This is a genomic window from Streptomyces sp. NBC_00440 (assembly GCF_036014215.1).
Lineage (GTDB): Bacteria > Actinomycetota > Actinomycetes > Streptomycetales > Streptomycetaceae > Streptomyces.
On sequence record NZ_CP107921.1, the window covers coordinates 4,336,562 to 4,355,203 of the forward strand.

The following is an 18,642-nucleotide window of genomic DNA, read 5'->3' on the forward strand; positions in this document are numbered from 1 at the left end:
CATGGCAGAGCAATTCGTCGGCACCGGCTGGGCGTTCCCGCTCCGCATCGGCCCCACCGGTGGCATCGCCATGGTCAGCGGGGAGCGCGAGGTCGAGGAGGCCATCCGGCTCGTCCTCGCCACCGCACCCGGCGAACGGCCGATGCGCCCCGACTTCGGCTGCGCCATCCACGACATGGTCTTCGCCCCGGTCAACGAGGCGACGGCCGGCCGGATCCAGCACGAGGTGTATGTGAGCCTCGACCGCTGGGAGCCGCGCATCGAGGTGGAGGACGTCGAGGTCAGCGCCGGGGACCAGCAGGGCGTGCTCTTCATCGACGTCCGGTACTCGATCCGCGGTACCAACAACCCGCGCAGCCTGGTCTTCCCGTTCTACACGATTCCCTCCCACGACGAGCCGTCCTCGGATGCGGGACCGGCCACCGAAAGCGAACGCTGATGGCACTGCCCTCTCCCCACCTCGACGACCGCCGCTTCCAGCAGTTCGTCGACGACGCCAAGCGCTACATCCAGCAGCGCGCCCCGGAGTGGACGGACCACAACGTGTCCGACCCGGGGGTGACGCTCGTCGAGACGGTCGCCCACATGGCCGACCAGATCGTGTACCGGCTCAACCGCGTCCCCGAGAAGAACCACCTCGCCTTCCTTGACCTGATCGGGATCACCCTCTTCCCGCCGTCGGCGGCGCGCACCGACGTCACCTTCTGGCTGTCGGCGCCGCTGGACGAGGCGGTGCGGCTGCCCGTGGGCACCGAGGTCGCCACCGCCCGTACGGAGAGCGAGGAGGCGGTCGTCTTCGCCACCGAGCGCGAACTCACCATATTCTCGTGCGAGTTGGCGTACCTGGTGATCCAGCGCAGTGGTGAGACCGCCGCCGACCGTACGGCCGAGCTGGCCGAGGGCAAGGACCTGCTCTGCTTCTCCGAGTCGCCGCAGCCCGGCGACTGCCTGATGTTCGGGCTCACCGCGGCCGTGCCGCACTGCGCCGTGGCGCTGACCCTCGACAGCCGCGTCGACGGTGTCGGTGTCGACCCCCGGCAGCCCCCGCTGGTCTGGGAGGCGTGGACCGAGGACGGCTGGACCGCCTGCGAGGTGGACCGGGACGGCACCGGCGGTCTCAACCGCCCCGGCGAGGTCGTCCTGCACATCCCCGGCGGCCACACCAGGTCCCGCAGCGGGCGCCGCGAGGCCGGCTGGCTGCGCTGCCGGGTCACCGAACCCGCCACCGGGCAGCCCTTCTACACGACGTCGCCCACCGTGCGGTCGGCCGAGGCGTTCACCATGGGCGGCACCACCGGCACCGTGCACGCGGAGACCGTGCGTGACGAGGCGCTGGGGGAGTCCACCGGACTGCCCGGCCAGCGGCTGCGGCTCGCCGCAGCCCCGGTCGTCGGTGACATACCGCCGCTGAACCTGCAGATCGCCGAGCGCGACGGCTGGACCGACTGGGACGTCGTCCCGCACTTCGCCGCGTCCGGCGCGGACGACCGGCACCTGACCCTCGACGCGGCCACCGGCGAGATCGCCTTCGGCCCCTCCGTACGCGAGGCCGACGGCACCCTGCGCCAGTACGGTGCGGTGCCGCCGAAGGGTGCCGTGATCCGCGCCCGCGCCTACCGCACCGGCGGCGGACGGGCCGGCAACGTCGCACGCGGCGCCGTGCAGGTGCTGCGCAACTCCGTCCCGTACGTCTCCGAGGTCATCAACCGCGAGGCCGCCAGGGGTGGCGTCGACGGGGAGACCGTCGAGGAGGCCAAGGCCCGCGCCCCGATCACGCTGCGCGCCCAGGACCGCGCGGTGACCCTGCGGGACTACGAGGAGCTGGCCCGGCGCGCGGCCCCGGAGACCGCCCGTATCACCTGCCTCGAAGGCGACTCCGACGAGCACGGCGCCCATGCCGTACGCGTCCTGGTCGTTCCGCAGGCGGTGCCGGACCCCGGCGGCTGGCTGCGCTTCGAGCAGCTCGTGCCCGGTGACGCGCTGCTGGAGCGGATCACCCGCTACCTGGACGAGCGCCGGCTGCTGGGCACCCGGCTGGCCGTGGGTCCGCCCTACTACCAGGGCATCACCGTGGTCGCGACCGTGCACGCGTTCCGCGGCGCCGACACCGACAAGGTCAGGCGGCAGGCGCACGAGGCGCTCTACCGGCACCTCGACCCGCTGACCGGCGGTGCCCACGGCACGGGGTGGCCGTTCGGGCGCCCGGTGCAGTCCGGCGAGATCTTCGCGGTCCTCCAGCGGGTGCCGGGCGTGGAGCTGGTGGACCAGGTGCTGCTGCACCCGGCCGACCCGCTGACCGGCAAGCGCGGCGACGCGACCGAGCGGATCGACCTCGAAGCCCCCGCGCTGGTCTTCTCGTTCGACCACCGGGTCCGGGTCATCGGGGACGGATCATGAGGGGCTCCGTCGACGGCCTGGGCTCATCGTCGCCGCTGGGCCTGATGCTCCCCGCGGTCTTCGCCGACGACGACCTCGCGCAGCGCTTCGTCGCCGGTCTCGACGAGGTGCTCGCCCCGATCCACAACGTGCTCGACTGCCTCGACTCCTACTTCACCCCGTCGCTGGCGCCCGTCGACTTCACCCACTGGCTCGCGGAGTGGGTCGGCGCCGAGACGGACGGCGCCGACCGCGTCGGCGGACCGGAGGGCGAAGCCGTACTCCGGGCCGCCGTGGCCGCCGCCGCCCATCTGCACCGCATCCGCGGCACCCGGCGTGGTCTCGCCGAGGCGGTCCGGCTGACGTTCGGCGTCGAGCCGGTGATCGCCGAGAGCGGCGCGGCCGACTGGGACGCCCGCCCGCTCGGGCCCGTCCCCGGCGGACGGCGGCCGAGCCTGCACGTGTCGTTGGTGCTCCCCGACCCGGCCCCCGGCGACCAGCACCGGCTGGAGAGCCTCGTAGAAGCCGCACGCCCCGCCCACATGCCCTTCACGGTCCAGGTGACCGCGGCCGAAAGGACCCCCGGCAAATGACCACTCAGCCCCCAGGAGCCGACCCTGGACAGATGCGGGAGCGGACCCGTACCTGCGCAGAGTGCGGTACGCCTTCGACGCCCGGCCACTCCTTCTGCGAGGGCTGTGGCGCCGTCCTCAGCTGGTCCCCGGGCGAACGGGCCGCCGCCGCTGCGGAGCCGCCCCCGGCCCCGGCCGACGATGACGACGAGCCGAGCACCCTGCCGACCCCGGTCGTACGGGACGGCGGCAGTGCGCGGCAGGACGCGGCGGCCGGGTCCGCGGGCGACGCCGGCGCCCCGGGACAGGGCGGCAGCGGCCCGGCAGCCCCGGGCCCGGACTACGCGGCCCCGGCCGGCGGGATCCCGTCCCAGGGCGCCCCGGCCCAGGGAACCCCGTCCCGGGGAACCCCGGACTACGCGGGTCCCGCCAACTCGGGTCCGGCCAACGCGGGCCAGGGTGGATCGGCGCCCGGACCCGACGCGCAGGCCCCCGTCTGGGACCCGCACGCCGCGCAGGACGAGGCGGCCCGTGCCGCCGCGGAGGCGGCCGCGAACGAACGCGCCCGCGCCCTGCTGATCCCGGTCGCCGACCCGGAACGGCGTACACCGGCCGCACCCTCCGTCTCGCCCGTGCTGCCGGGCCGCCCGGAGACCGCGCGCCCGCTCGTCCAGGGCCCGGCCGCCGCGCCCGACGGCGACGGCGGCTACGCCTGCCCGTGGTGCGCCACCGGCAACCGGCCCGACCGGCACTTCTGCCGCCGCTGCGGCATGAGCATGGCGGAGCGCCCCGAGGGCCCGGCCAGGCTTCCCTGGTGGCGCAGGCTGTTCTCGCGGAACGGCGAGGTGCCGTGGGCCGGTGACCGGCCCCGGCTGCGCAGCGGGTTCGGCTGGATCGTGCGCTGGGTGGCGGGCGCCGCCGCCCTCGGGCTGATCATCTGGGGCGCGCTCAACACCGGTACGGCGATCCAGGCGATCGGCGACCACTTCGCGAAGCGCGCTCCCATCACCCCCGACACCTGGAGCGCGTCCAAGGCATTCCCCGACCACGGCGCGGGCAAGGCCTTCGACGAGCTCAACAACACCTACTGGGAGCCGGGTGTCTCGGAGGACGGCCGGGGCGAGTGGCTCCAGGCCGGCTTCCAGGACCCGGTCCGGCTGCTCGACATCATCGTCACCCCCGGCATCTCCATCCAGGCCACCGACCTCGCGAAGACCGCCCGGCCGCACCGTATGGACGCGGTCATCACCCAGGCGAACGGCAAGCAGGTCGTGCGGCACCTCAACCTCGACCAGGGCAGCGGCCCGCAGCACCTCGACTTCCGCGTCGGGACGGTCTCCTCGGTCCGCTTCGTCCTGCGCACCGGCTACGGGATCTCGAACAAGAAGCAGGTGGCGATCGCCGAGGTCGAGTTCTTCGGACGCTCCAACTCCTCCGACTCCGCTTCCTGAAACGTCCCGCAACTGCCCAGACAGCACGAACACATCACCAACACAGCACTGAGGCCACCCGGAGTGAACCGGGTGGCCTCAGTGCTGAGCGGCGGGCACGGGGGAGAGCACTCGGAGAGCCCTCAGGGGGAAGCCCTCAGAGAGTGCCGAGCTTCAGCAGTGACAGCAGCGCGATCAGCTGGATCGACGAGGCGGCCAGCGCCTTCGGCCACGGCAGGTCGTGCGACTTGCTCACCATCGACGTGAACAGGGCGCCCGCCGCGATCCAGGTCGCCCAGCCGAGCACCTGGACGAAACCGTTCTCGCCGCCCAGGAAGACCGCGAAGAGCAGCCGCGGCGCGTCCGTGATCGACATGATCAGCATGGAGAGGCCGACGGTCGGCTGCCATGCGCCGTCGCCACCGAGCTGACGGGCCAGCGTATGGGTCACCGCGCCGAGGATCAGACCGCCGATGACAAAGGCGACAGCGGCCGTCAGGACGTACGGGACGGCGTTGGACAGCGTCGCGTGGACGGCGTCGTCACGGGCCTGGTCGAACCCGAAGAGCGCGAGCAGCCCGTAGATGAACGTGACCGTCAGCGCGGGGCCCCACACCTTGTGGTCGCGCATCTGCCAGAAGGTCGGCCCCGGGCGCATCACGATGCCCCGCAGCAGCTCCTTCCAGTGCAGGCGCGGTCCCACGGGCGGGGCAGCGGTCTGCCCGGCCCGGTAGGTGTTGCCGTCGCCGTACGGGTCCTCGCCGATGCTGAAGGCCTGCGTGTGACCGGGGTTGTCCGCGCTGTTCGCATACGGATCCGCGGGCGGCCCGCCGTACCCGGCCTGCCGGCCCTGGTACGGGTCGCCCGGCCCCTGCCCCTGGTACGGGTCCCCGAAGTACTCCGGCTCCCCGTAGGGCTGCTGCTGGGCCTGCGGGGGCCACTGGTGCTGCTGCGCACGCTGAGGCGACGGCTGGGGCGCCGCTGCGCCGCCGTACGGCGGAGGCGGTGCCTGCCTGCCGTACGGCTGCTGCTGCGGTCCCCGCTGCTGCTGCGGGTTCTGTTGCGACGTGCGGTTGTCCCGGCCGCGTCCGATCCTGAATCCAGCCACGCTTTCGAACGTACCTGCTTCCGGAGGGCGGGGTGCCGGACCTGGGAGAACAGGCCGGTCTTTGCGGCCGACCTGTGACATCCCCTAAGGGGAATCCAGGGGAATCCCGGCGGGGCCGCCTCCGGCGGGCGAGTGGGGTCAGCCCGCCATTCCGAAGCCCAGCAGCGGGGTGCCCGCCGCCGACACCTTGGTCGCGGTCAGGCCGTAGCCCTTGCCGGTGGCGGCCAGCTTCGAGCCGTCCGAGTTGAACGTCACGAGGTAGCCGTCCCCGTTGTTCTCGTGCGGGATGCCGACCGTCAGGTCCGCCTTGCCGTCGTTGTTGGTGTCGGCGAGGTAGACCTCCGCGCCGAAGCCGTCACCCTTCTCGTTGTCGCCCGGGACGCCGGGGCTGTCCTGGGCGAAGGACTGGGCGCCGGTGGAGGCGAAGCCGCCCGTGGAGCCGTAGAGGACGGTCACCATGCCGGCGTCGGCGATGCCGTTCAGGTCCTCGCCGGGGGCGCCCACCACGACGTCGTCCTTGCCGTCGCCGTTGACGTCGCCGAGCGAGAGTTCGTAGCCGAAGTCGTCGGCGGTCTCACCCGAGCCGGGAACGCCCGGGGAGTCCTGGTTGACCGAGTCCTGGCCGCCGTCGGGGCCGGCCTGTGTGCCGTAGACGACCTTGACGACGCCGCCCTTGTGCGCACCGGCGATGTCCTTGTCCCAGTGGGCACCGATCACGATGTCGCCGTAGCCGTCACCGTTGACGTCACCGATGTCCGAGATGACGCCCGCCGGAAGCTTCTGGGCGCCGGTGCTCGTCAGCCCGGACGTGCTGCCGGGAAGGTAGAAGTTGGCGTTCCACCCCTCCTGGCTGTCCGTCTCGTAGCCGTTGGCGACGAGATCCGTGCGGCCGTCGTGGTTGACGTCGCCGGGGGTGAGGTTCTGGAAGTCCGGGCCCGGGACCTTCTGGACCGGCGCGGTGACGGCGTAGTGGCCGCCGGTGCCGCCCGTCTTGGTGAAGCCGCCGCGGTAGATGTCGACGGTGTTCTGGTCGGACCCGATGGCGAGGTCGGCCCGGCCGTCTCCGTTGTAGTCGCCCGCAGCGACGAGCAGCCCGAAGTGGTCGTGGCTGCCGGCCGACGGGTCCTTGACGTTGGTGCCGCCGGAGAGACCGCTGCTCGTACCCCAGAGGATGGTGACCGAGCCGCCGTCGGCGTCCGAGCCCACGTCCTCGCCGTGCGCGCCGACCGCGAGGTCCGCGTACCCGTCGCCGTTGAAGTCACCGGCGGAGACCATCCCGCCGAAGGTGTCGTCCTTCTCGGCCGTGCCGGGGACACCGGCACTGTTCTGGCTGACCGTCTGGATCTTGGCGGCGCCCGCGCCGGACTTCGAGCCGTACAGGATGGAGACGGAGCCCGCACCCGACTTGCCGTTCACGGTGGCGAGCGGGGCGGTCACGGCGATGTCCCGGTAACCGTCGCCGTTGAAGTCGCCCCGGGTGCCCGAGGGCGTGGCAGCGGTGGCGGTGCTCGCCGTGACCACGAGGAGCCCGCCGGTGAGGGCGGCGGCCGCGGCGGTGGCAAGGGCGGTACGGAGCTGTCTGTGCATGCGGATCGTCTTCTCCTGCGCCATACGGGGTGCGGTGTGCACCGAGTCGGAAATGCGGCAATGGCCGCGGTGAGTACGGGTGTTCGGCAGAGGGGAGACCGCCGGTGGGGTCGCATGGTTGTACGGGATGCGAGGGAAATGTGATGCCGGGGTGACCCAATGGTGAATGCCGGGCGAGCGGGTGCGGCAGGAGAAGAGCCGGGGCACGGCAAAGGGCCGGGACCGCCCAACGGCGGTCCCGGCCCTTTCTGCGTACTGCTCTGCGTACTGCCTGCTCGCGCTACTTCACCGGCTCGGGCTCCGGTGCGTCCTCGTCGGCCGGGTCGTCCGCCGGGTCGGCGGGGAGCTTCACCGAGTCGAGCAGCAGCTGCGCGACATCGACGACCTGGAGCGATTCCTTGGCCTTGCCGTCGTTCTTCTTGCCGTTGACCGAGTCGGTCAGCATCACGAGACAGAACGGGCAGGCGGTGGAGACGATGTCGGGGTTGAGGGAGAGGGCTTCGTCGACGCGTTCGTTGTTGATGCGCTTGCCGATGCGCTCTTCCATCCACATCCGTGCGCCGCCGGCGCCGCAGCAGAAGCCGCGTTCCTTGTGCCGGTGCATCTCCTCGCTGCGCAGGCCGGGCACCTTGGCGATGATCTCGCGCGGCGGTGTGTAGACCTTGTTGTGGCGGCCCAGGTAGCAGGGGTCGTGATAGGTGATCAGACCCTCGACCGGGGTGACGGGGATGAGCTTGCCCTCGTCGATGAGGTGCTGGAGCAGCTGGGTGTGGTGGATGACTTCGTACTCGCCGCCGAGCTGGGGGTACTCGTTGGCGATGGTGTTGAAGCAGTGCGGGCAGGTGGCGACGATCTTCTTCGTCGCCTTCGGCTTCTTGGTCGACTCGTCCTCGTCGTCCTCGCCGTACGCCATGTTCAGCATCGCGACGTTCTCCTGGCCGAGCTGCTGGAAGAGCGGCTCGTTGCCCAGGCGGCGGGCGGAGTCACCGGTGCACTTCTCGTCGCCGCCCATGATGGCGAAGTTGACGCCCGCGATGTGCAGCAGTTCCGCGAAGGCCTTGGTGGTCTTCTTCGCCCGGTCCTCCAGGGCGCCCGCGCAGCCGACCCAGTAGAGGTAGTCGACCTCGGTGAGGTCCTCGACGTCCTTGCCGACGATCGGGACCTCGAAGTCGACCTCCTTGGTCCACTCGACGCGCTGCTTCTTGGCCAGCCCCCAGGGGTTGCCCTTCTTCTCCAGGTTCTTGAGCATCGTGCCCGCCTCGGACGGGAACGCGGACTCGATCATCACCTGGTAGCGGCGCATGTCGACGATGTGGTCGATGTGCTCGATGTCGACCGGGCACTGCTCCACGCACGCACCGCAGGTGGTGCAGGACCACAGCACGTCCGGGTCGATCACGCCGTTCTCTTCGAGCGTGCCGATCAGCGGGCGCTCGGCCTCGGCGAGAGCCGCGGCGGGCACGTCCTTGAGCTGCTCCTCGGTGGCCTGCTCCTCGCCCTCCATGTTCTTGCCGCCGCCGGCGAGCAGATACGGGGCCTTGGCGTGCGCGTGGTCGCGCAGCGACATGATCAGGAGCTTCGGCGAGAGGGGCTTGCCGGTGTTCCAGGCGGGGCACTGCGACTGGCAGCGGCCGCACTCGGTGCAGGTGGAGAAGTCCAGCAGGCCCTTCCAGGAGAAGTGTTCGACCTGCGAGACGCCGAACACGTCGTCCTCGCCCGGGTCCTCGAAGTCGATCTCCTTGCCGCCCGATGTCATCGGCAGCAGCGCGCCGAGCGCCGTACCGCCCTGCGCGTCGCGCTTGAACCAGATGTTGGGGAAGGCGAGGAAGCGGTGCCAGGCGACGCCCATGTCCGTCTTGAGCCCGACCACGATCATCCAGATGAAGGACGTCCCGATCTTGACCATCGCGGTCAGGTAGATCATGTTCTGCAGCGTGCCGGTGCCGGCCCCGCGGAACGCCGCGACGAGCGGGTACGAGAGGAAGTACGCGGCGTCGTAGCTGTGCACGCCTGCCAGTGCGCCCTCAAGTCCGCGCAGCGAGTAGATCGCCAGGCCGATGATGAGGATGACGGCCTCGACGAAGTACGCCTGGCCGAAGTTGGAGCCCGCGAAGCGGGACTTGCGGCCCGGCCGGTCCGGCTTCGACAGCTGGCGGATCACGATCAGGACGAGGATGCCGAGCGTCGTCATCACACCGATGAACTCGACGAACATCTCGTACGGCAGCCAGTGGCCGATGACCGGCAGGACCCAGTCGGCCTTGAAGAGCTGGCCGAGGGCGTTGATCAGGGTCAGGATCAGCGAGAAGAAGCCGACCGCGACGAACCAGTGCGCGAACCCGACGATGCCCCATCGGTTCATCCGGGTGTGGCCGAGGAACTCCTTGACCACCGTGATCGTCCGCTGGGCGGGCTCGGCGGTGCGGGTGCCCGCGGGCACGTTCTGACCGAGCCGTACATAGCGGTAGATCTGGCCGATGGCTCGGGCGAACAGTGCGACACCGACCACGGTGAGTACCAGCGACACAATGATCGCGGCGAGTTGCATGGGGGCTCCTCGGGCCTGCGAGGTGGGGATCCAGTGGTGACAGTGATTCTCAAGTGATTACTAAGCAGTAACTTAATGCAGTCCGTGCTGAGAGTACCCACTTATCCCACTGCGATGTACCAGATCAAGTGGTGATCTGCGTCGCTCAGGGTCTCCTCATCGGATGTCTTCCGTCCAATCGTGTTACTCAGCGCATAGTGGGGCATAACGAACTAGCTTGTGGATCGTTCGAGCTGGATGCCCCGGTGGCATCACCCCGATACCGCAACCGATGGGCGGCGCATGAGCCACGCGATCCCCCGTACCGAAGGCCACCAGGAACCGCCCGCCGGCGGCCCGCCCCGCACGGTCCGCTGCGCCGGTATCCCGCTCACCCCGCTCGCCCCCGCGCCGGCCGCTGAGGAGCTCGTACGCCTCGCGCTGCGGGGCGCGGCGGCGGATGTCCACCTCTGCGGCACGGACACCCTCGCGGACGCCGGCCGCGCCCCGGGCCTCCAGCGGCTGCTGCGCTCGGCGGCGCTCAACCTCCCTGCCGGGCGCGGCCCGGCCCGGGCTGCGCGGTCCGGCGGACGGCCGGCGGCGCAGGTGTACGGACCCGACCTGCTGCTCGACACCGTCCGGGCCGCACAGCGTGCGGGGCTCAGTCACTATCTGCTGACAGCCGAAGTGCCGACCGGCGAAGTGGCCGAACTGCCGACCGCTGAACTGCTGGTGCGCTATCCCGACGCGCGGGTCGCGGGCGCCGAGCCGCTGCCCGGCCGGGCGGCCACCGCCGAGGAGTGGGCGGCGCTGGCGGCCCGCATCCGGGAGAGCGGCGCCCGGCTGGTCTGGATCGGCGGGTCCGGCGCCGCCCGGCAGCACAGCGCGGCCGCCCGCCTCGCCGCTCTGCACCCCGCGGTGTACGTCGCGGCGGGCCCGGCCTTCGCCCTCCTCCACGAACGCGCCGACAGCGGGCGGTGGAAGCGGTGGCCGGCGGGGGTGCGGAGCTACGCACGCTTCCTGCGGGCCGCGGCGCGGGAGCGGCACCGGGGCCGCGGCCCGTACCGCGAACTCGCCCAGCTGCTGGCCGACGCCGAGATCGATCTCGTCCTGGACGCGGGCGCGGACGCCGGCGCGTATGTGACGGGGCTGCGCCGCGCCGGGTACCGCGGGCGGGTGGTCTCGTTCGAGGTGCTGCCCGGGCCACGCGAACAACTGCTGCGGTGTGCCGCGGGCGACCCCGGGTGGTCCGTTCTGCCGTACGCGCTGGGCGACGGGAACGGACCCGACGGGGGCCACCGGCTCGACGCGCTGTGGGACGCGGTGACCGCGCCGGGCGAGCGGCTGTTCGTACGGCTGCGGGCACCCGGCCACGAGGAGCGGCTGCTCGACGGCGCCGGGCTGTACGCAACGGAGTGCGTCGGCCTCCAGACACGGGGGGAGCGGGGCGACCCGCTGCCCGGGTACACGGCGGTGCCGCCGACGGTGCCCGGCGACGTGGTGCTGTTCCGGCGCGGGTGAGGCGCCGGCGCCCCTGGCGAGGACGGACGGCGGGACGGACATGAAGAAGCCCCGGTGGCAGCTCGCGCTGCTACCGGGGCCACTTCAGTGCTCCACCAGGACGTCAGTGTCCGGAGGTCGGAGGAGCGGCGGTGATCAGCGGCCGTTCCCGGCGCCGTTGCCCGAGAGGATCGGGATGTTGTCCAGGAGGTGCGACAGCGCCTCGTCACCCTTGGCCTGGGTGGAGTTCTCGGTGCACTGCTGGGTCTGCGGCGAGGACAGGACCGGGATGTCCTGGACGGAGATCGGGACAACGCCGATGAGCGAACCGAGGTTGGCCTTGGCCGGCAGGGCGATGCAGGGCTTGTTCAGCGAGCCCTGGATGAGGCCGATCTGCGGGCTCATGTTGCCGTACGTGGCGGAGTTGCCGAACGCCTGCTGGGCTCCGTTGCCACTCAGCGACGTGGTGCCGCCGTCGTGGCCGACTGCCATGGCCGGCGACGCCATCATCGCGCCCGCGCCTGCCATCGTGAGGGTGGCCGCCGCAGTGGCCACAGCCTTCTTGATCATATCGCGTCCTTCTGTTGTCGCACGAGTGCCCGCTTCCGGAGCGCTCTGATCAACTGCCGGATCGGCGATTGGTTCCGGCGCTTCACTCATATGGCTTCCATGTCGCAGGCGCGCGGCAAGTGGGTTGACGCAGCCGGTGGCCAGGGGTCTTCCCCATTGGGCCGAACAGGTTCCGTGGGTCGCCCGGCCGTGTCGCTGCCCCCAACTATTCGTTGCGAATCGAGTGAGTCCTGATTCAGGGCACAACATCGAAGAGAAGGTGCAACTCCCATGAACACTGCCAAGAAGGCAGCTCTCGTCCTTGCCACCGCGGGCCTCGCCGCCGGCGGCGCCGCCGGCTCCGCGTTCGCCGACGCCGGCGCCGAGGGTGCGGCCGTGGGCTCGCCGGGTGTCCTCTCGGGCAACCTGGTCCAGGTCCCCGTCCACATTCCGGTCAACGTCTGCGGCAACACCGTGAACGTCATCGGTCTGCTGAACCCGGCGTTCGGCAACACCTGCGTCAACCGCTGACACCCTGATCCGGTTCGTCCGGTGAAGCCCGGTCCCCGGACCGGACAGCAGAAGTGGCGGTATCCGCGGACGACGCGGGTACCGCCACTTTCGTGTCGCGGCAGATACCGGGACCGGGGCTGCTACTGGCTGCCCAGCTGCACGCCGCCCAGCATCGGGGTGGCCTGGCGGGCGAGGCCCATGACCTTCTCGGGGGCGTCGGCCTTGCCCGAAACCACACTGGTCGCGGTGTCGGCGAGCGCGGCCACCGGGACCGCTGCCCCCGTCTGAAGTGACTGCGTGGCCTGGTCGAGTCCGCCGTTGAGGCTCATCGGGGGCATGGCCGGGGGCGCCGCGGCGAACGCGGGGGTGGCCGCGCCCGCGCCGATCGCCATCATGGAACCGGCGACGACTGCGGCGGCCTTTGCGTACTTCATGTCGAATACTCTTCTCCGGCAGCGCTGTTCACAGCTGCGACTCTCGCGCCACGACACCGCCCAGGAGGGGTGCCGGTGCGCCGCCTTCACCGTGGCTAACGATCCCTGCCCGCAGGGGAAACCCCGGGACGGCGAACGTTTCTGCACTGTTCAGCCGCGTACGGCGAAGTGGCCCCGCCGGGTCCTGGGAGACCCGGCGGGGCCACTTCAGCGACTCGCCCTCGCGGGAGAGCCGTACGTCACTTGTTGATGCAGGTGTTGCCGAACGCCGGGTTCAGCAGCGCGATGACGTTGATGCTGTTGCCGCAGACGTTCACCGGAACGTGAATCGGAACCTGGATGACGTTGCCGGAGAGGACACCGGGCGAGCCGATGGCCGCACCCTCCGCGCCCGCGTCCGCCATGGCGGGCGCAGCGGCGCCCAGGGCCATCATGACGCCGGCGGCGAGAACAGCAGCCTTCTTGAACTTCATGTCGATCCTTCCTGCAGCGGTGTCTCCCGCAGCCACGACCATCGCGACGCGTGTCCAGTTGCCTTTTCATGAACACCACTGCAGGACTGCTAACGATCGGTGCGCCCTGGGGAAACTCTGTGCAGGGTGCCAGGCGTCAACTCAACCCGAATGCTCTCCGGGATCCGGTCGGGGCGGCGTGCGGACACACGCGTGGCCGCCGCAACGTCCTGTCTGCGGCGGCCACGTGGGAGCAGCGAGGAGATCAGCCCCGGTTCGCCGCACCGTTGCCCGAGAGGACCGGGATGTTGTCCAGGATGTGCGACAGGGCCTCGTCGCCCTTCGCCTGGGTGGAGTTCTCGGTGCACTGCTGGTTCTGCGGCGAGGACAGGACCGGGATGTCCTGAACGGCGATCGGGATGAGGCCGATGAGGGAGCCCACGTTGGCCTTGACCGGCACACCGAGGCAGGGCTTGTTCAGCGAGCCCTGGACCAGGCTGAGCTGCGGGCTCTGGCTGCCCTTGGTGGCCGAGTTGCCGAAGGCCTGCTCGGCACCGTTGCCGCTGGCGGAGGTGGTGCCGTTGTCGTTACCGACGGCCAGGGCCTGCGGGGCCAGGGTCGCGCCGGCGCCGACGATCGAGGCGGTGACGGCTGCGGTGGCCAGAATCTTCTTGATCACTGTGGTCCCTTTTCTGCATTTTTGCCCGGAAGTGGAGCACCCTGATCAACTCCAGGGGCCGAGTTTGGTTCCGCCCGTTCACTCGTTTGCCGTAGCGCACGAGTGCGGCGGTCCGTCGGGGCGAGCCCCCTGTGCGCGGGGTGCGCCGTGCTGCGCGGGTTCCGCCGGCGGTGGCAGCGGGGAACGGGCCGCTCATCCATCAGTTCGTCTTCTGTATTCGCGTGGTCCCGTATTTCCCCGTCGTTTCCCGCACGCGTTTAACGAATGCTTCTTCAGCGGGGTACGCGCCGTCACCCGTTGGGGAGCTTCGCGGGTCCACGCGGGGTCTATTGCCCACTGCCACAAGGGAATTCAGTGCATTCGGTTGATCCGCCGTACGGCGGTATGTGCAAGTACTGGCTGATTTTCCACCCCGCTTTCTGACAAAGTGCACTCCTGCTTGGGCCGCTTGGGCTGCTTGGTTGCAATTGTCGAGACGGGAGAGCAGTCAATGCGAAAAACGACGGGTCTCGCTGTGCCGTGCGGCTTGGGCGCACCGCCGGACGAGGCGCGTTCCGCCGTCTCCCGTCCGACGGGCAACGGATCCGGCGCATTCGGTCCGCAGCCCGTTCTCCCCTGCGGCGCCGGCCGTCCGGACTTCCACTTCTCCGCCGAAAGCAGCGGGTCTTTTCCCGGCGTGCTCCTCGTGCAGACGGATTCGCGCCGCTGAGCCATCCGCTCCGCGCACCCCGGGGAAACCGATCTCCGGGTCAGGTACTAAGAGAGCCGCACACGTGCTGCCAGAAAACATTTCCCTCGGACGCCGGCTGACGGTATTTCATCTCGTGCAGCCGGTGGAAGGCGGAGTCGCCCGCGTGGTCACCGACCTGGTGCGGGCGCAAATCGCCGAAGGAATCAGAACAGTTGTGGCCTGTCCCCCCGGCGCCGGTCTGACATGGGCGCTCGCCGGGTCCGGCGCCCATGTCCGTCCCTGGCCGGCCGGGCGGGCGCCGGGGCCGGGGCTGGCCGCAGAGACCGCTGCCGCCGCCCGGCTGATCCGCGCCTGCCGCCCGGACGTGGTGCACGCGCACAGCTCCAAGGCCGGGCTGGCCGCGCGGCTCGCCGTGCGCGGGCGCGTGCCGACGGTCTTCCAGCCGCACGCCTGGTCGTTCGAGGCGGTCGGCGGCGGCACCGCACGGCTCGCGCTGGCCTGGGAGCGGTACGCGGCCCGGTGGGCCGAGCGCGTCCTGTGCGTCAGCGAGGCCGAACGGCGGGCCGGTGAGGCGGCCGGGATCGCCGCCCGCTGGGCAGTGATCCGTAACGGCGTCGACCTCGGCGAGTTCAGCGCCGACGCCGGTTCCGGCGCCGAACCGGGCTCCGCCGCAGGGCCGTTGGCAGCCGGCACCGGCCCTGTCGTCGTCTGTGTCGGCCGGCTCTGCCGGCAGAAGGGGCAGGACGTACTCCTGCGGGCCTGGCCCGAGATTCTCTGTGCGGTGCCCGGGGCCCGGCTCGTACTGGTCGGGGACGGTCCCGACCGGGAGGCGCTGGCCAGGACCGCGCCGCCCGGAGTGCTGTTCGCCGGAGCGGTCGACGGGCCGCGCGACTGGCTGCGGGCCGCCGACCTCGTCGTCCTGCCGTCCCGCTGGGAGGGCATGGCGCTGGCCCCGCTCGAAGCGATGGCCTGCGGGCGGCCCGTCGTCCTCACCGATGTGAACGGCGCCCGGGAGAGCCTGCCGCCGGGCCACGACCGGCACGGGCTCGTCCCGCCGGACGACCCGCGCGCGCTGGCGCGCGCGGTCGGGAAGCTGCTGGCCGACGCCCCGCTGCGGGAGGCGCTCGGCCGCGAGGCCGGAGCCCACGCACGGGCGAACTTCGATGTGCGGCACACGGCCACCGCGGTCTCGGAGCTGTACCGCCGGCTCCTCGGTCTGCCCCAATCCACGACGAGGGAGCGCATCAGCCGATGACGATGGACAGCGCACCTGCTTCCCGGACGGGCCACGGCGGTGGCCCCGCCACGGCCGTGCAGCGGCCCGTGCCCGCGATCCACCCGCCGCGGAGCGCGGACGGTACGCGGCCGGAGCCGGTACGGCCTGCGGGGCTGCGGCGGGGTCGCACCGCGGCCCCGCTCATCGCGGGTGACACCCTCGCCCTGGTCGCCACCGGCGCGCTGGTGCCGGGGCTGCGGCTGGCGCCGCTGGTCCTCGTACCGCTGCTCGCGCTGCATCTGGCCCTGCACCTCCGCGGCGGCCTCTACCGGCGCAGGCTCTCCCCATCGGCGCTGCTCGAACTGCCCGCGCTGCTCGGCCATGCGCTGGTCCTGTGGTGCACGGCGGCCGCGTGCCTCGCGGCCGTCGGGCCCTGGCACGTCCTCGACTGGACGGTGCTCGCCACCGCGGTCACCGCGCAGACGCTCACCGGCTGCGCGGTCCGCGGCGCGGTCCACCAGCTGGTGCGTACCGTCGGCGCACGGCGCAGCCAGTCGGCGCTGATCGTCGGCGGTGGCGCCGCCGCCCAGCAGATCAGTGCCGCGCTGTACGCGCACCCGGCGTACGGGATGCGGCCGGTGGGCCTGGTGGAGAGCGGCCCCGGCACCCCTGCCGAGGACGGACCCGCTGCCGGGGACGGGAGTTCCGCACTGCCCGTGCTTGCGACCCATGAGGAGATCGGCCGGGCCGTCATCCAGACCACGGTTCGCCACGCGCTGTTCGTCGGCCCCGGCAGGGCAGCGGCCGACGACCAGGCGCTGGTCCGGCTGCTCGGCGGATACGGCGTGCGGCTGTGGCTCGTCGAGACGTCGGGGCCCGGGTACCGCAGGGTCTCGGCCGACCATCTGTGGGGGTTCGCCGTCCGGCCGCTGGCCGTGCCCGGACACCGTACGGGCCGCTGGGGCAAGCGCGCCCTCGACGCCTCCCTCGCCTGCCTCGCGCTGCTCGCCGCCGCGCCCGTGATGGCGCTGTGCGCGCTGGCCGTACGGGTCGCCGACGGGCCGGGTGTCGTCTTCCGGCAGGAACGGATCGGCATGGACGGACGCGTGTTCACGCTGCTCAAGTTCCGTACGCTGCGCCCGGCCGACGACCACGAGTCGGCGACCCGGTGGAGCGTCGCCAGGGACCACCGGATGAGCGGGGTCGGCAACCTGCTGCGCCGGACCTCGCTCGATGAGCTGCCGCAGCTGTGGAACGTCCTGCGCGGGGACATGAGCCTGGTCGGGCCGCGACCCGAACGCCCCTACTTCGTCACCCAGTTCTCCGGCAGCCACCCCGGCTACCGCTCCAGACACCGGATGCCCGTCGGGATCACCGGGCTCGCCCAGGTCAGCGGATTGCGCGGGGACACCTCCATCGAGGACCGGGCCCGCTTCGACAACCACTACATCGACAGCTGGTCGCTCTGGCAGGACATCTGCATCCTGGCCAGGACCGCCGGCTCGCTCTTCCGGCTGGGGGGCAGCTGACCGTGACGGTCCTCACCCCGGCCCCCGTGCTGCCCCGGCCCCGTACCGGACCGCCCGCCCCGCCGCTCTCCGGGCGGCTCGCCCGCTGGTGGCCGGTGCTGCCCGTGGCCGCGCCCGTCGTGCTGCTGGCCGTCCCCTTCGAGTACGGGAACGGGTCGAGCACCTCCACCAACATCTCCGTGTCCGACATGGCTTCGGCGTTCCTGGTGCTGTTCTGCGCGGTACGGCTGCTGCGCGGGACGGGACCGGGGTCGCGTCCGCTGAGCCCGGCCGCCGCTGTCGTGCTGGGCGTTCCGGTGGTGGGGCTGGCCGTCGCCACCGTGACCGCCGCCGACCCGGTGGCCGCGCTCCCCGGCTTCGTGCGCTACCTCCAGGTGTTCGTGCTGGTGCCGGCGGCCGTCGTACTGCTGCTCAGGGACGCCCGCGACTTCCGGTTCGTGGCCGGACTCTTCGTCGTACTCGCCCTGGTCCAGGGCGGGTTCGGCGTCTGGCAGTACGCGACCCGCAGCGGCGCCTCCTACATGGGCTCCGACATCCGGGCCGTCGGCACCTTCGGCCCCACCGACGTCATGGGGATGGCCACCATCGTGGCGTTCGGGATGGTCGTGGCCACCGGGCTCGCGCTGCGACCGCCGCCCGGCGCGCCCCGCTGGGTGCGCCCGGCCGCGACCGCCGCCGCGGTGGCGCTGGTGCTGCCCCTCGCGTTCTCCTTCAGCCGCGGCTCGTGGATCGCCACGGCGGTCGCGGTGCTCGCCGTCGTGCTGCTCGCCGGGTTGCGTACGGCGGTGCGCGCACTGACCGCCGCGGTCGCGGTCGCCGTGGTGCTCGTCGGCGGATTCGGGGTCGGCTCGCAGCTCATCACCGAGCGGCTGGGCTCGATCACCCAGGTCACCGCGGCCCCCGACCAGTCGGTCACCGACCGGTACACGATGTGGGCGGCGGCGGTCGGCATGTGGCGCGACGATCCCGCGACGGGTGTCGGCCTGAAGGGATTCCCCGCCTACCGCGACGGACACGCCTCGCTGGGGCTCTCGTCGGGCTCCGACACGGCGGGCGCGGGCCACGCCTTCCAGCGCCAGCCGCTGCTCTCGCCGCACAACATGTATCTGCTGGTCCTCAGCGAACAGGGCCTCGTCGGGATCACCGCGCTGGCCGGCAGCTGGGCCGCTCTCCTGGCGGGCGGGGCACGCCGCCTCTTCTCCGCGCGCAGACGGAGCGGAGCGGCCGCCGACTGCGGGCTCATGGCGGTGGGTCTGATGCTCTGGCAGACGGTCGACTTCCTGTATGCGGACATCGGCGGCCCCGCCACCGCGCTCACCGGCATCGTCTTCGGCCTCATCGCCTGGTGGGCGCTGACGGGACCGGAGCCCGGCGCCGTCACTCGGGGCCCGGCGCTTCCCGGCGCCGTCACTCCGGGCCCGGCGTCCCCCGGCGCCGCCCGGACGCCCGCCTCCGTACGGCCGGGCGCCGTATGAACCG

The 18,642-nt window shown here is 71.7% G+C and carries 16 protein-coding genes; 9 read left to right on the forward strand and 7 right to left on the reverse strand.

Features of this window, described 5'->3' with window-relative positions; genetic code table 11:
* The first annotated feature begins 1 nt into the window (after position 1).
* Genes OHB13_RS19625 through OHB13_RS19640 form a run of 4 tightly spaced genes read left to right on the forward strand, consistent with a single transcriptional unit; the run spans position 2 to position 4,399 of the window.
* Positions 2–439 carry a GPW/gp25 family protein gene (locus tag OHB13_RS19625; protein ID WP_266855027.1) on the forward strand — a complete coding sequence of 146 codons (438 nt, stop codon included), beginning with the start codon at positions 2–4 and terminating at the stop codon, positions 437–439.
* On the forward strand, positions 439–2,397 hold the full coding sequence (locus tag OHB13_RS19630) for a putative baseplate assembly protein (protein WP_328377965.1): 1,959 nt from the start codon (positions 439–441) through the stop codon (positions 2,395–2,397). The genes OHB13_RS19625 and OHB13_RS19630 overlap by 1 nt, the downstream gene beginning before the upstream one ends.
* A complete protein-coding gene (locus OHB13_RS19635; RefSeq protein WP_266855023.1) occupies positions 2,394–2,969 on the forward strand; it encodes a phage tail protein in 576 nt (191 codons plus the stop codon). Before OHB13_RS19630 ends, OHB13_RS19635 begins: the two co-directional genes overlap by 4 nt.
* Positions 2,966–4,399 carry an NADase-type glycan-binding domain-containing protein gene (locus OHB13_RS19640; protein WP_328377966.1) on the forward strand — a complete coding sequence of 478 codons (1,434 nt, stop codon included), beginning with the start codon at positions 2,966–2,968 and terminating at the stop codon, positions 4,397–4,399. Before OHB13_RS19635 ends, OHB13_RS19640 begins: the two co-directional genes overlap by 4 nt.
* 136 nt (positions 4,400–4,535) lie before the next feature.
* On the opposite strand, the gene OHB13_RS19645 is transcribed toward OHB13_RS19640, so the two are convergent.
* The 3 genes from OHB13_RS19645 to OHB13_RS19655 all read right to left on the reverse strand — a co-directional run bounded on the left by OHB13_RS19645 (position 4,536) and on the right by OHB13_RS19655 (position 9,621).
* Complete coding sequence (locus OHB13_RS19645) at positions 4,536–5,486, reverse strand: Yip1 family protein (protein ID WP_328377967.1); 951 nt, start codon at positions 5,484–5,486, stop codon at positions 4,536–4,538.
* A gap of 138 nt (positions 5,487–5,624) precedes the next feature.
* Positions 5,625–7,073, reverse strand: a complete 1,449-nt coding sequence (locus OHB13_RS19650; protein WP_266855017.1) for an FG-GAP-like repeat-containing protein — start codon at positions 7,071–7,073, stop codon at positions 5,625–5,627.
* 280 nt (positions 7,074–7,353) lie between these two features.
* Complete coding sequence (locus OHB13_RS19655) at positions 7,354–9,621, reverse strand: (Fe-S)-binding protein (protein WP_266855015.1); 2,268 nt, start codon at positions 9,619–9,621, stop codon at positions 7,354–7,356.
* A gap of 282 nt (positions 9,622–9,903) precedes the next feature.
* On the opposite strand from OHB13_RS19655, the gene OHB13_RS19660 reads away from it, so the two are divergent.
* Positions 9,904–11,121 (forward strand): WecB/TagA/CpsF family glycosyltransferase, encoded by a 1,218-nt coding sequence (locus OHB13_RS19660; protein ID WP_328377968.1) that lies wholly within the window; start codon positions 9,904–9,906, stop codon positions 11,119–11,121.
* 135 nt (positions 11,122–11,256) lie between these two features.
* On the opposite strand, the gene OHB13_RS19665 is transcribed toward OHB13_RS19660, so the two are convergent.
* Positions 11,257–11,670 (reverse strand): rodlin, encoded by a 414-nt coding sequence (locus tag OHB13_RS19665; protein ID WP_328377969.1) that lies wholly within the window; start codon positions 11,668–11,670, stop codon positions 11,257–11,259.
* Between the two features lie 270 nt (positions 11,671–11,940).
* On the opposite strand from OHB13_RS19665, the gene OHB13_RS19670 reads away from it, so the two are divergent.
* Entirely contained in the window at positions 11,941–12,180 is a 240-nt protein-coding gene (locus OHB13_RS19670; protein ID WP_328377970.1) for a chaplin, read from the forward strand.
* A 122-nt stretch (positions 12,181–12,302) separates the two neighbouring features.
* Here the strand turns inward: OHB13_RS19670 and OHB13_RS19675 are convergent, their stop codons facing one another.
* The 3 genes from OHB13_RS19675 to OHB13_RS19685 form a co-directional block, all read right to left on the reverse strand.
* A complete protein-coding gene (locus tag OHB13_RS19675; RefSeq protein ID WP_266855007.1) occupies positions 12,303–12,596 on the reverse strand; it encodes a hypothetical protein in 294 nt (97 codons plus the stop codon).
* A gap of 239 nt (positions 12,597–12,835) precedes the next feature.
* Positions 12,836–13,069, reverse strand: a complete 234-nt coding sequence (locus OHB13_RS19680; RefSeq protein WP_328377971.1) for a chaplin — start codon at positions 13,067–13,069, stop codon at positions 12,836–12,838.
* A 244-nt stretch (positions 13,070–13,313) separates the two neighbouring features.
* Positions 13,314–13,727: a rodlin gene (locus OHB13_RS19685; RefSeq protein ID WP_266855005.1), complete on the reverse strand. Its 414-nt coding sequence runs from the start codon at positions 13,725–13,727 to the stop codon at positions 13,314–13,316.
* Between the two features lie 773 nt (positions 13,728–14,500).
* On the opposite strand from OHB13_RS19685, the gene OHB13_RS19690 reads away from it, so the two are divergent.
* The 3 genes from OHB13_RS19690 to OHB13_RS19700 are packed head-to-tail and all read left to right on the forward strand — an operon-like array spanning position 14,501 to position 18,638.
* Positions 14,501–15,673 carry a glycosyltransferase family 4 protein gene (locus OHB13_RS19690; protein WP_328377972.1) on the forward strand — a complete coding sequence of 391 codons (1,173 nt, stop codon included), beginning with the start codon at positions 14,501–14,503 and terminating at the stop codon, positions 15,671–15,673.
* A complete protein-coding gene (locus tag OHB13_RS19695; RefSeq protein ID WP_328377973.1) occupies positions 15,670–17,163 on the forward strand; it encodes an exopolysaccharide biosynthesis polyprenyl glycosylphosphotransferase in 1,494 nt (497 codons plus the stop codon). Before OHB13_RS19690 ends, OHB13_RS19695 begins: the two co-directional genes overlap by 4 nt.
* Entirely contained in the window at positions 17,160–18,638 is a 1,479-nt protein-coding gene (locus tag OHB13_RS19700; RefSeq protein WP_406072456.1) for an O-antigen ligase family protein, read from the forward strand. Before OHB13_RS19695 ends, OHB13_RS19700 begins: the two co-directional genes overlap by 4 nt.
* The last annotated feature ends 4 nt before the right edge of the window (positions 18,639–18,642 follow it).